This window comes from Buttiauxella sp. (genome assembly GCF_035271705.1).
GTDB lineage: Bacteria > Pseudomonadota > Gammaproteobacteria > Enterobacterales > Enterobacteriaceae > Buttiauxella.
In genome coordinates this window covers 1-12,309 of sequence record NZ_DATERI010000051.1, presented here as the reverse complement: position 1 = coordinate 12,309, position 12,309 = coordinate 1, and the positions used below count along the sequence as shown (strand labels likewise).

Here is a 12,309-nt window from a genome sequence, read left to right as displayed (position 1 = left end):
GCGCCTCTTCCAGCAGACCAACCGGGTTATGCTCGGTAGGCTTCAGGTACTGACCGCGACCGATACGGGAGCGGGTTGCACTTGGAACCTGCAGGATCTTCGCCACTTTGTGATCCAGGATATCGGACGGTGCCAGATGATGACGTCCGGTTGGGAAGATCACCACGCGCAGCGCGCCTGCCACAAAGCGGTTCGGGAAGTTTGCCAGCAGATCGTCAATCGCCTGCTCTGCCTGATAGAGCGCATCCTGCACGCCCCAGTGGACTAATGGCAGATCCGCTTCATGACGGCCTTCATCGTCGTAACGTTTCAGGACCGCAGAGGCAAGGAACACCTGGCTCAGGACATCGCCCAGACGCGCAGAGATACGCTCGCGACGCTTCAGGCTGCCGCCGAGGACTGCCATCGACACGTCTGACAGCAGCGCCAGGTTCGCGCTCAGGCGGTTGAGATGCTGGTAGTAACGTTTGGTCGCATCACCCGTTGGTGTGGCGCTGGTGAGACCGCGCGTCAGGCCCAGCCAGAAGCTGCGCATTTTATTGCTGCCGACGTGGCCGATGTGTTTAAACAGCAGCTTGTCGAACGCATTCACGTCGTTGTTTTGCGCCGCAGCCATCTCTTCCAGTACATACGGATGGCAGCGAATCGCGCCCTGACCAAAGATCATCATGCTGCGGGTGAGGATGTTGGCGCCCTCCACGGTGATGGCAATCGGTGCGCCCTGATAGCCACGCGCCAGGAAGTTGCCTTCGCCGAGCATAATGCCTTTACCGCCAGCAATATCCATCGCATCAATAATTGACTGCTGCGCACGATGGGTACAGTGATACTTCACGATAGCCGACAGCACAGCCGGTTTTTCGCCCAGCATGATGCCGTAGGTGATCAGCGACGCCGCCGCATCCATCACGTAAGCGTTGCCCGCGATGCGCGCCAGTGGCTCTTCGATACCTTCCATCTTACCGATGGAAATTTTGAACTGACGGCGGATATGGGCGTAAGCACCAATCCCCATCGCGACGGATTTCAGGCCACCGGTAGAGTTCGACGGCAGGGTAATACCGCGACCGACCGACAGACATTCCACCAGCATACGCCAGCCCTGTCCGGCCATTTTCGGACCGCCGATGATGTAATCAATCGGTACAAAGATATCTTCGCCACGGGTCGGACCGTTCTGGAACGGTACGTTCAGCGGGAAGTGACGACGACCAATTTCGACGCCAGGCGTAGAGGTTGGGATCAGCGCACAGGTGATGCCCAGATCTTCCTCGTCGCCCAGCAGTCTGTCCGGGTCTGAGAGTTTGAACGCCAGGCCCAGTACGGTGGCAATCGGTGCCAGCGTAATGTAACGCTTGTTCCAGGTCAGGCGCATACCCAGCACCTGCTGGCCCTGCCACTCGCCCATGCAGACTACGCCGGTATCGGGGATAGCACCCGCATCAGAGCCAGCTTCCGGGCTGGTCAGCGCGAAGCAAGGAATTTCCTGACCACGCGCCAGACGCGGCAGATAGTGATCTTTTTGCTCTTCGGTGCCGTAATGCTGCAGCAGTTCGCCCGGGCCTAAAGAGTTTGGTACGCCAACGGTGATCGCCAGGATCCCTGACACTCCCGCCAGTTTTTGCAGCACGCGAGCCTGAGCGTAAGCGGAGAACTCCAGGCCGCCGTACTCTTTCTTGATGATCATCGCGAAGAAGCGATGCTCTTTCAGATAGGCCCACAGTTCCGGAGGCAGATCGGCCATTTCATGGGTGATCTGGAAGTCGTTCGCCATGCGGCACGCTTCTTCTACCGGACCATCAATAAAGGCTTGTTCTTCTGCTGTCAGCCGTGGCTGCGGGTAGTTGTGCAGCTTCTTCCAGTCCGGGTTGCCCTGGAACAGATCGCCTTCCCACCAGGTGGTACCCGCGTCGATGGCTTCTTTCTCCGTGCGTGACATCGGTGGCATCACTTTACGGAAGCCGCGGAACACCGGGGCGGAAATCATCGACTTACGCATCGAAGGCACGTTGAGCGGCAGCAGGATAATCGCCAGCGGCAGCACAACCCAGATATTCCACAGACCAGACAGGCCAAGCGCAGCCGTCCAGGCCAACAGAATCAGGCTACTCAGTAATAAACTGACGCGGTGATAGAACAACACACCGAGCAGAACAACGGTTGCGATAATGCTCAAAATCATCATAAAGAAAAGCTCCCTTGCTTGTAGGAGGTCTGACCACTTGTGATGATATGGTTGTAGTGGATGTTATTTCTTTTAGCAATGCATTCACAAAATAATTACAACCTGGTTCACATTGTTCAGGTTTTGACAGGCACGAATAATCAAAACGCCGAGGGATCTGCATCGCCATGACCAGGAGCAGACTTAAGTCAGTGAGAGGGGGAGAGCAGGCACTGCCAGCGCACATACCACGTCAAGTATGACGGGTATAGCTTCTCGCTTTTCTCGCGATCCGGTACACTCCCTGTGTTATTTCATCAATACTGAAGGATTATCCTCATGTACCAGGATCTTATTCGTAACGAACTGAACGAAGCGGCGGAAACGCTGGCCAACTTTCTGAAAGATGAAGCCAATATTCACGCGATTCAGCGCGCGGCGGTTCTGCTGGCAGACAGTTTCAAAGCCGGCGGCAAAGTGCTCTCTTGCGGGAACGGCGGTTCACATTGCGATGCGATGCACTTCGCTGAAGAGCTGACCGGTCGCTACCGTGAAAACCGTCCGGGATACCCGGCGATCGCGATTTCTGACGTTAGCCACATCTCCTGCGTGGGTAACGACTTCGGTTACGATCATATTTTCTCGCGCTACGTTGAAGCGGTAGGGCGTGAAGGCGATGTGCTGCTGGGGATCTCCACGTCGGGTAATTCCGGCAACGTCATCAAAGCCATTGATGCTGCGCGTGAGAAGGGGATGAAAGTCATCACTCTGACCGGCAAAGATGGCGGTAAAATGGCGGGCTCGTCGGATATCGAAATCCGCGTGCCGCATTTTGGTTATGCTGATCGTATTCAGGAAATTCACATCAAAGTGATTCATATCCTGATCCAGCTTATCGAAAAAGAGATGGTTAAGGCTTAATTTTAGAGCCATCAGCTTAGACAGTAGGGCGGGTAAGCAACACGCCACCCGCCAAAACTTTATGGTGGATGATGCTTTGTTTATCCACCTTACGTCGCGTAAGGGCGATGGTGATATGTAGTGGGAGAAGATTATGTGCGAACTGCTCGGGATGAGCGCCAACATACCAACGGATATTTGCTTTAGTTTTACCGGATTGGTGCAGCGTGGCGGAGGAACGGGGCCGCATAAAGATGGCTGGGGAATTACCTTCTATGAAGGTAAGGGTTGCCGTACGTTCAAAGATCCGCAACCTAGCTTTAATTCGCCCATAGCCAGGCTTGTGCAGGACTATCCAATTAAATCCTGTTCAGTGGTCGCGCATATTCGTCAGGCAAATCGCGGTAAAGTGGCACTCGAGAATACTCACCCTTTTACGCGTGAGTTATGGGGCCGTAACTGGACCTATGCCCACAATGGCCAACTCAAAGGTCATCGCTCTCTTGATACTGGCCCGTTCCGCCCAATTGGTGAAACTGACAGTGAACAAGCATTTTGCTGGTTGCTGCATAAACTGACTCAACGTTACCCACGAACGCCGGGCAATATGCAAGCCGTGTTCCGTTACATCACCGAACTTGCGGGGCAATTACGTGAGAAAGGCGTGTTTAACATGTTGTTATCGGATGGACGTTATGTGATGGCGTTTTGCTCCACAAACTTATATTGGATAACCCGGCGGGCACCCTTTGGTGTGGCAAAACTGTTAGATCAAGATGTGGAAATTGATTTTCAGGAAGAAACCACACTCAACGATGTGGTCACTGTCATCGCGACACAACCCCTGACAGGGAACGAAACCTGGCACAAAATTGCACCAGGTGAGTCAGAATTATTTTGTCTCGGAGAGCGTGTAGTTTGATGCCAGCTGCGGTTGTGTCGTAGGCACAACCGGCTTACTGATCACGTAATTACCGCTGATAACTGAAACGCCTGGCGGCTGGTGATTGGCCATAAAGAAGTCATACCCCGGCTTCAGTTGTTTCCAGAAGTTAATGTAGTACGAAGACTTGTGGCGTTCCATATTGGCGTCAGTCATGCGGAACGGATAAATGCTTACCTGCACGCTTGGTTGACCGAATACCAATGCTCCAGTGACAAACTGGAAAATCTCATCAATGTTGGTGTCAGTCATGGCATAGCAGCCAACAGACACGCAAGCACCGTGAATCATCAGGTACTGACCTTGATAACCATGTGAGCGATCAAACTCATTTGGGAAGCCAATATTGATAGCTTTATAGAAGCGGCTATTCGGCTTGAGCTGGCTACGGGTCACGTTATAAAAACCTTCAGGACTCTTAAAATCACCCTGACGTTGTTTTGGACCTAACCCACCGGAATAGTTACAGATGCTATAGCTTTCGAGCAACTGAAACTGTTCGCCCATCTTCACATATAACTCTAGCGTGTGCTCTTGTTTAAATATCTGAATATAAACAGGAGAGCCCATAAGTTGTTGCTTGAATTCTTTGCTGATAGGCGTGGTTGACGAATTGCCGTTCAATAAGCTGGCAAATGACATACACGGCATCAGAAGCATCGCAATGACAAGTGCGATCTTACGCATACTGCTTTATTCCTTGATAAAACTTATACCAAATGCCAGATCGGCAACATAAAATAAGAGACCCGAAATCAGAATGCTCTGGATTAGGCGCGTTCACAGTAGCATCGTTATGAATTTTCGCAAGTCTGAAACGGAGCGTTTACACACATAATTAGCTGTTCAGTATTCTATATGCAAACCATAAGAGTCAGCTTTTTGCGTAACAGCTCGCATTGCTGCATATCCGCGTGTCGATTTCTAGCCATTCCAGGCCCTATTGATGCTAAAATCCTTAGCGAATGTTGACCTGCGGATTAGAACGGAAACTATCCATAAGTCAGTTGTCCCGGTCATTAGGGCGACTAGTAACTTTCTCTCGCAATAGTGAACGGATGCGTTTCCATTTTAATCTGCCTTATGCGTCGCATCGGTTGAACCCTTTTTCGACCCATCCGTTGTCGGCTACAGTTTTTGTCGGTATGTTTAAGCCCAATTTAAACGTGATAACCTTATGATAAAAATCAAAAAAGGTCTGGATTTGCCTATTGCCGGTTTGCCGGAACAGCAAATTCATGACGGCCCAGCGATACCCTTCGTGGCTCTGCTCGGTGAAGAGTATGTTGGCATGCGTCCTTCTATGCTGGTGCAAGAGGGCGACAAGGTATTGAAAGGCCAGCCACTCTTTGAAGATAAAAAGAACCCTGGCGTTCTCTTCACTGCTCCTGCGAGTGGTACGGTAAAAACCATCAACCGTGGTGAGCGTCGAGTGCTGCAATCTCTGGTTATTGAGGTTCAAGGTGATGAGCAGGTCGTTTTCGAACGTTTTGCATCAGAAAGCCTTGCCAAACTGCCACGTGAGACCGTTCAGGCGCAATTGTTAGCTTCTGGTTTGTGGACAGCCCTTCGCACACGACCATTCAGCAAAGCGCCACAACCGGCAAGCGTTCCGGCGGCCATTTTTGTCACTGCTATCGATACCAATCCACTATCTGCTGACCCGCAGCCAATTATTCGCGCCCATCGCGAAATATTTGATGCAGGTTTAACGCTGTTATCCCGATTGACCGATGGCAAAGTCCACGTCTGTCAGGCTGTTGGCGGTAAGCTGGGTGGCCATCCCGCTGGGCAAGTGACTTTTAATGAGTTTGCTGGCCCTCACCCTGCTGGGTTAGTGGGTACACACATTCACTTCCTGGAGCCGGTTAGCTTGCAAAAAATGGTCTGGCACCTGAATTACCAGGATGTGATTGCCATTGGCAAATTGTTTGTGGAAGGTGAGATTTGGACCGAACGCGTTATCGCGTTAGCGGGTCCTCAGGTTAAAAATCCGAGACTGATACGTACACGCTTGGGGGCTTCACTTGAGGTGATTACGGCGGGTGAGTTGGAAGAAGGCGACAATCGCATTGTTTCAGGTTCTGTGTTAAGTGGAACTATGGCTGCCGGCCCACTGGCCTGGCTTGGTCGTTTTCACTTACAGGTTACCGTTTTGAAAGAAGGGCGCGAAAAAGAACTGTTTGGTTGGGTCATGCCGGGTGCCGACAAATATTCAATTACCCGTACTACTATCGGCCACTTCCTGAAGCGGAAATTATTCAACTTCTCAACAGATACCCATGGCGGTGAGCGTGCCATGGTACCCATCGGCAACTATGAACGTGTTATGCCGCTGGATATTCTGCCAACGATGTTATTGCGCGATTTACTGGCAGGAGATACTGACAGTGCTCAAGCGTTAGGGTGTCTGGAGCTGGATGAAGAAGATTTAGCGCTTTGTACCTATGTTTGCCCTGGGAAATACGAATACGGCCCAGTGCTACGCGAGGTATTAACCCGCATCGAGCAGGAAGGATAAGTCATGGGCTTGAAGCAAATATTTGAAAAACTAGAGCCGCACTTCACTCAAGGCGGAAAGCTAGAAAAATACTATCCACTCTTTGAAGCGACGGCGACATTGTTCTATACACCAGGCATCGTTACGCCTGGGGCTTCCCATGTTCGTGATGCTATCGATCTGAAACGCATGATGATCCTGGTATGGTTTGCGGTATTCCCAGCCATGTTCTGGGGGATGTACAACGTTGGGCTACAAACTATTCCTGCGTTGAACAAAATGTACGGTGCAGAACAGCTCCAACAGGTGATTGCATCTGACTGGCATTATGTCATTGCGCAGTGGCTGGGAGTTAACTTCACTCCGGATGCTGGCTGGCTGAGCATGATGACCCTCGGTGCGGTCTTCTTCCTGCCTATCTACATCACTGTATTTTTGGTCGGTGGTTTTTGGGAAGTATTGTTCGCCATCATTCGCAAACATGAAGTTAACGAAGGCTTTTTTGTCACTTCTATTCTGTTTGCGCTGGTCGTCCCTCCAACATTACCGCTTTGGCAAGCTGCACTCGGTATCTCTTTCGGTGTCGTTATTGCCAAAGAGATTTTCGGTGGTACAGGTCGTAACTTCCTGAACCCAGCATTGGCTGGCCGCGCTTTCTTGTTCTTCGCATACCCTGCACAGATTTCGGGTGATTTAGTGTGGACTGCGGCTGACGGTTTCTCAGGCGCAACTCCTCTTTCTCAGTGGGCAAACGGCGGTAGCGAAGGCCTCGTGAATGTGGGAACGGGTCAACCGGTCACATGGATGGATGCATTCCTCGGCAACATTCCTGGTTCAATTGGTGAAGTTTCAACATTGATGATCCTGATTGGTGGCGCAATTATCCTGTTTGGTCGCGTAGCGTCCTGGCGCATCGTCGCGGGCGTGATGCTCGGTATGATAGCAACAGCGACCCTGTTCAATTTCATCGGTTCTGCAACGAACCCTATGTTTGCTATGCCATGGTACTGGCATCTAGTGCTAGGTGGTTTTGCCTTTGGCATGATGTTCATGGCGACCGACCCTGTTTCTGCCTCATTTACCAGCAAAGGTAAATGGTGGTATGGGGTACTTATCGGGGTGATGTGTGTCTTGATTCGTGTCGTCAACCCTGCCTATCCAGAAGGGATGATGCTGGCAATCTTGTTTGCCAACCTCTTTGCGCCGCTGTTCGATTACCTGGTGGTGCAGGCCAATATTAAGCGGAGGAAGTCGCGTGGCTGAAGTGAAAAGTAACGATAGCATCGGCAGAACACTGCTGGTGGTGCTGGTGCTTTGCCTGGTGTGCTCCGTCGTGGTGGCAGGTTCTGCTGTAGGGCTTAAAGCTCGCCAGCAAGAGCAGAAAGCACTCGATAAGCAGCGTAACATCCTGGATGTTGCGGGCTTAGCAACACCCAAAATGACCGGTGAAGATGTCAAATCAATCTATGAGTCACGCATTACACCTCGCTTATTAGATCTGAAGAGTGGTGAACTGCTGGATAAAGACTCGTCAAAATTTGACCAGGCTGCAGCACTTCGTGACCCAAACCAAAGCATCACACTTGATGCAAACGACGACCGTGCCGGGATAAAGCATCGCAGCAATATCGTCGAAATTTATCTGGTACGTGATGAACAAAACAAAGTGCAGGAAGTCGTGCTGCCTGTCTATGGCAAAGGCTTGTGGTCGATGATGTATGCTTTTGTTTCCCTGCAAACCGATGGCCGTACGGTGAAAGGCATGACTTACTACGATCAGGGCGAAACCCCTGGTCTGGGTGGTGAGATTGAAAACCCGAACTGGCGTGCACAGTGGATTGGCAAAAAACTGCTTGATGATAATGGGCAGCCAGCAATCCGCGTGGTGAAAGGTGGGGCGCGTCAGGGTGATGAATTCGGGGTAGATGGTTTATCCGGTGCCACGCTGACGGCAAACGGAGTACAACACACTTTTGATTTCTGGATGGGGGAGCTTGGTTTTGGCCCATTCCTGAAACAAGTACGTGAAGGAGCGCTCAATAATGGCTGATATTTCAGACATGAAAGAGGTCAAACGGGTACTGGTGAGTCCTTTGCTGGATAACAACCCGATTGCCTTGCAAATACTCGGTGTCTGTTCGGCGCTGGCAGTGACCACAAAACTGGAAACGGCCTTCGTAATGACCATCGCGGTAACCGTGGTGACGGCATTCTCCAGCATGTTTATTTCGATGATCCGCAACCTGATCCCAAACAGTGTTCGAATCATCGTGCAGATGGCGATCATTGCATCGTTAGTTATCGTTGTGGATCAGATTCTGCGCGCTTATGCCTACGAGATTTCCAAACAACTTTCGGTCTTCGTCGGCCTGATCATCACTAACTGCATCGTCATGGGGCGTGCTGAAGCTTACGCCATGAAGTCGCCTCCGTTGGCAAGCTTCATGGATGGCATTGGTAATGGCTTGGGTTATGGTGTGATTCTGCTACTGGTTGGCTTCCTACGTGAACTTGTTGGTAGTGGAAAGTTGTTTGGTATCACGGTGCTGGAAACAGTTCAGAACGGTGGCTGGTATCAGCCAAACGGTATGTTCCTTCTCGCGCCGAGTGCATTCTTTATTATCGGCCTGCTTATCTGGGCCCTGCGTACGCTCAAACCTGCGCAGCAAGAAAAGGACTAACTGACTATGGAGCATATGATTAGTCTGTTTGTACGCGCAGTGTTTATTGAGAACATGGCGCTCGCGTTCTTCCTTGGTATGTGTACCTTTTTGGCGGTCTCCAAGAAAGTCTCCACTGCATTCGGTTTGGGTGTGGCGGTGACTGTCGTTTTAGGGATTGCTGTTCCCGCGAATAACCTGGTTTATAACCTAATTCTTCGTGACGGCGCACTGGTAGAAGGCGTTGACCTTAGCTTCCTGAACTTCATTACCTTCATCGGTGTGATTGCCGCACTGGTACAGATCCTCGAAATGATTCTGGATCGTTTCTTCCCGGCGCTCTACAACGCGCTAGGTATATTCCTGCCGCTTATCACCGTTAACTGCGCAATCTTTGGTGGCGTATCATTTATGGTGCAGCGTGACTATAGCTTCGGCGAATCAATTGTTTATGGTATTGGGTCTGGTGTGGGCTGGATGCTGGCAATTGTCGCGATGGCAGGTATCCGCGAGAAGATGAAATATGCCAATGTGCCCGCAGGATTGCGCGGCTTAGGAATTACCTTTATCACCACTGGATTGATGGCACTGGGCTTTATGTCATTCTCCGGTGTGCAGCTATAAGGGCGAAAACGTATGGAAATTATTCTTGGCGTGGTGATGTTCACGCTAATTGTTTTGGCACTGGCTGTGTTGATTTTGTTTGCCAAGTCAAAGCTTGTGAACTCCGGCGATGTACTGATCGAGATTAACAACGAAGCAGATAAACAGTTCCATGCACCTGCGGGCGATAAGTTGCTCAACACTCTGTCAAGCCAAGGGATTTTCATCTCCTCGGCCTGTGGTGGTGGTGGTTCTTGCGGGCAATGCCGCGTGACAGTAAAAGAGGGCGGTGGTGATATTTTGCCAACTGAGCTTTCGCATATCTCCAAGCGTGAAGCGAAAGAAGGCTGCCGTCTTGCCTGTCAGGTTGCTGTTAAGCAAGATATGAAAATCGAGCTTCCAGAAGAGATCTTTGGCGTTAAAAAGTGGGAGTGTGAAGTTATCTCTAACGATAACAAAGCGACTTTCATCAAAGAACTCAAACTGCGCATTCCTGATGGTGAAGTGGTGCCGTTTCGTGCAGGGGGCTATATCCAGATTGAAAGCCCACCTCATGAAGTTAACTATCAGGACTTTGAAGTTCCGCAGGAATATCGTGGTGACTGGGATAAGTTTAATCTCTTCCGCTTCAAGTCTGTGGTGAATGAGCCATGTGTTCGAGCTTACTCCATGGCGAACTACCCAGATGAGAAAGGCATGATCATGCTGAACGTGCGTATCGCCACGCCGCCGCCGAATGTACCAGATGCACCTCCGGGGATTATGTCCTCATATATCTGGTCGTTGAAAGCAGGTGACAAAGTGACAATATCCGGACCATTCGGTGAGTTCTATGCGAAAGATACGGACGCGGAAATGGTATTCATTGGCGGTGGTGCGGGTATGGCACCTATGCGTTCGCACATTTTTGACCAGCTTAAACGTCTTCATAGTACGCGCAAAATGAGCTTCTGGTACGGTGCTCGCTCGTTGCGTGAGATGTTCTACGAAGAAGAGTTTGAGAAGCTGGCCCAGGAAAACCCGAACTTCACGTTCAATGTGGCACTTTCAGATCCGCAGCCAGAAGATAACTGGTCAGGTTACACTGGTTTCATCCACAACGTATTGCTTGAAAACTATCTCCGTAGCCATCCGGCTCCAGAAGATTGTGAGTTCTATATGTGTGGGCCACCGATGATGAATGCCGCAGTGATCAAAATGCTCAAAGACCTGGGTGTTGAGGATGAAAACATCATGCTTGACGACTTTGGCGGCTGACAGGAGCACTTATGCTGACAGTATTTTTAGCCACCTTCGTGATTTTTCTTGTGGTCATATTGGGTATGTCGCTGGGGGTTATCATGAAGCGCAAATCGCTTCAGGGGAGCTGCGGTGGTATTGCTGCATTAGGCATGGAGAAAGTCTGTAACTGTCCTGAACCCTGCGATGCTCGTAAGAAGCGTATCGCAAGGGCTGAGCGGCAAGCAAAACTTCAGCAAAACCGCATCCTGTAATCAACCAAAACCTCCCGCATTGTCGGGAGGTTTCTTTTCTGAACACTTTCCTCTTCATTAATTTTAACTGTATACTTATCCAGTAGTGTAACTGGTGCAAACACGTATGCGTAAAATCATTCATGTTGATATGGACTGCTTTTTTGCAGCCGTAGAAATGCGTGATAACCCAACTTTGCGGGATATCCCGATAGCTATTGGCGGTAGTGCAAAAAGGCGCGGCGTCATTAGTACAGCAAATTATCCAGCTCGAAAATTTGGTGTGCACAGCGCGATGTCGACTGCAATGGCTCTCAAATTATGCCCGCATTTGACGCTTCTTCCAGGGCGTTTTGATGCTTATAAAGAAGCTTCAAATCATATCCGTGAAATCTTTAGCCGCTATACGGTGCTTATCGAACCGCTTTCTCTCGATGAGGCTTATCTGGACGTCACCGAGAGCCCCAACTGCCATGGATCTGCAACTCTCATGGCAAAGGAAATTCGCCAGGCAATTTCAGATGAACTTAACCTCACCGCATCAGCAGGTATTGCGCCGGTTAAATTCCTCGCCAAAATCGCCTCTGACCTGAATAAACCTAACGGGCAATTCTTGATAACTCCTGAGGAGATCCCCGCATTTTTGCAAACCTTACCGCTTGGAAAAATCCCTGGTGTTGGGAAAGTCACAGCAGGCAAATTGGAAAGCCTGGGGTTGCGCACCTGTGCCGATGTGCAGAAGACGGATTTAGCTTCATTACTCAAGCGGTTTGGCAAGTTTGGCCGTGTGCTGTGGGAACGAAGCCAGGGAATAGATGAACGTGAGATCAACAATGACCGGCAACGGAAATCTGTGGGGGTTGAAAAAACACTCGCTGAAGATATTCATGAGTGGCAGGAGTGCGAGGCCATCATTGAGCAACTCTATCCTGAACTTGAACGCCGTTTGAAAAAGGTTAAGCCTGATTTACTGATTGCCCGACAAGGGATTAAGCTGAAATTTAATGATTTCCAGCAAACCACCCAGGAGCATGTTTGGCCGCAATTAAACAAAGCCGATTTAATCG

The 12,309-nt window shown here is 50.3% G+C and carries 12 protein-coding genes; 10 read left to right on the top strand and 2 right to left on the bottom strand.

Going from position 1 to position 12,309, the window contains the following annotated elements; translation table 11 throughout:
• On the bottom strand, positions 1 to 2,185 hold a 2,185-nt coding region (gene fadE / locus VJY99_RS03990), incomplete at its 3' end, for an acyl-CoA dehydrogenase FadE (protein ID WP_324116529.1).
• 318 nt (positions 2,186 to 2,503) lie between these two features.
• Between fadE and lpcA the strand changes: the two genes are divergently transcribed.
• A complete protein-coding gene (lpcA, locus tag VJY99_RS03985; protein WP_324116527.1) occupies positions 2,504 to 3,085 on the top strand; it encodes a D-sedoheptulose 7-phosphate isomerase in 582 nt (193 codons plus the stop codon).
• Between the two features lie 133 nt (positions 3,086 to 3,218).
• Entirely contained in the window at positions 3,219 to 3,986 is a 768-nt protein-coding gene (locus tag VJY99_RS03980) for a class II glutamine amidotransferase (RefSeq protein WP_324116526.1), read from the top strand.
• Here VJY99_RS03980 and dpaA read toward each other — a convergent pair.
• Positions 3,957 to 4,694, bottom strand: coding sequence for a peptidoglycan meso-diaminopimelic acid protein amidase (gene dpaA / locus VJY99_RS03975; protein WP_324116524.1), 738 nt, complete (start codon positions 4,692 to 4,694; stop codon positions 3,957 to 3,959). The two genes, VJY99_RS03980 and dpaA, sit on opposite strands and share 30 nt — an antisense overlap.
• Positions 4,695 to 5,184: 490 nt before the next feature.
• On the opposite strand from dpaA, the gene VJY99_RS03970 reads away from it, so the two are divergent.
• From VJY99_RS03970 to dinB, 8 genes are all read left to right on the top strand, one after another.
• Positions 5,185 to 6,528: a Na(+)-translocating NADH-quinone reductase subunit A gene (locus VJY99_RS03970; RefSeq protein ID WP_324116522.1), complete on the top strand. Its 1,344-nt coding sequence runs from the start codon at positions 5,185 to 5,187 to the stop codon at positions 6,526 to 6,528.
• 3 nt (positions 6,529 to 6,531) lie between these two features.
• The gene (locus VJY99_RS03965) at positions 6,532 to 7,770 is read left to right on the top strand and encodes an NADH:ubiquinone reductase (Na(+)-transporting) subunit B (RefSeq protein ID WP_324116520.1); all 1,239 of its coding nucleotides are present in this window, start codon (positions 6,532 to 6,534) and stop codon (positions 7,768 to 7,770) included.
• A complete protein-coding gene (locus VJY99_RS03960) occupies positions 7,763 to 8,557 on the top strand; it encodes a Na(+)-translocating NADH-quinone reductase subunit C (protein ID WP_324116518.1) in 795 nt (264 codons plus the stop codon). Before VJY99_RS03965 ends, VJY99_RS03960 begins: the two co-directional genes overlap by 8 nt.
• Entirely contained in the window at positions 8,550 to 9,188 is a 639-nt protein-coding gene (locus VJY99_RS03955; protein WP_324116516.1) for an NADH:ubiquinone reductase (Na(+)-transporting) subunit D, read from the top strand. The genes VJY99_RS03960 and VJY99_RS03955 overlap by 8 nt, the downstream gene beginning before the upstream one ends.
• A 6-nt stretch (positions 9,189 to 9,194) precedes the next feature.
• A complete protein-coding gene (gene nqrE / locus VJY99_RS03950; RefSeq protein ID WP_064549293.1) occupies positions 9,195 to 9,791 on the top strand; it encodes an NADH:ubiquinone reductase (Na(+)-transporting) subunit E in 597 nt (198 codons plus the stop codon).
• 12 nt (positions 9,792 to 9,803) lie between these two features.
• The gene (gene nqrF, locus VJY99_RS03945) at positions 9,804 to 11,027 is read left to right on the top strand and encodes an NADH:ubiquinone reductase (Na(+)-transporting) subunit F (protein WP_324116513.1); all 1,224 of its coding nucleotides are present in this window, start codon (positions 9,804 to 9,806) and stop codon (positions 11,025 to 11,027) included.
• A gap of 11 nt (positions 11,028 to 11,038) precedes the next feature.
• Positions 11,039 to 11,263, top strand: coding sequence for a (Na+)-NQR maturation NqrM (gene nqrM, locus VJY99_RS03940; RefSeq protein ID WP_324116511.1), 225 nt, complete (start codon positions 11,039 to 11,041; stop codon positions 11,261 to 11,263).
• 106 nt (positions 11,264 to 11,369) lie between these two features.
• The coding region (gene dinB, locus VJY99_RS03935) for a DNA polymerase IV (protein WP_324116509.1) at positions 11,370 to 12,309 on the top strand (940 nt) is incomplete at its 3' end.

What these genes read in the sequence shown, in the direction of transcription:
- lpcA (WP_324116527.1), top strand. Translation starts at nt 2,504, where the DNA reads ATGTACCAGGATCTTATTCGTAACGAACTGAACGAAGCGGCGGAAACG.
- VJY99_RS03980 (WP_324116526.1), top strand. Translation starts at nt 3,219, where the DNA reads ATGTGCGAACTGCTCGGGATGAGCGCCAACATACCAACGGATATTTGC.
- dpaA (WP_324116524.1), bottom strand. Translation starts at nt 4,694, where the DNA reads ATGCGTAAGATCGCACTTGTCATTGCGATGCTTCTGATGCCGTGTATG.
- VJY99_RS03970 (WP_324116522.1), top strand. Translation starts at nt 5,185, where the DNA reads ATGATAAAAATCAAAAAAGGTCTGGATTTGCCTATTGCCGGTTTGCCG.
- VJY99_RS03965 (WP_324116520.1), top strand. Translation starts at nt 6,532, where the DNA reads ATGGGCTTGAAGCAAATATTTGAAAAACTAGAGCCGCACTTCACTCAA.
- VJY99_RS03955 (WP_324116516.1), top strand. Translation starts at nt 8,550, where the DNA reads ATGGCTGATATTTCAGACATGAAAGAGGTCAAACGGGTACTGGTGAGT.
- nqrE (WP_064549293.1), top strand. Translation starts at nt 9,195, where the DNA reads ATGGAGCATATGATTAGTCTGTTTGTACGCGCAGTGTTTATTGAGAAC.
- nqrF (WP_324116513.1), top strand. Translation starts at nt 9,804, where the DNA reads ATGGAAATTATTCTTGGCGTGGTGATGTTCACGCTAATTGTTTTGGCA.
- nqrM (WP_324116511.1), top strand. Translation starts at nt 11,039, where the DNA reads ATGCTGACAGTATTTTTAGCCACCTTCGTGATTTTTCTTGTGGTCATA.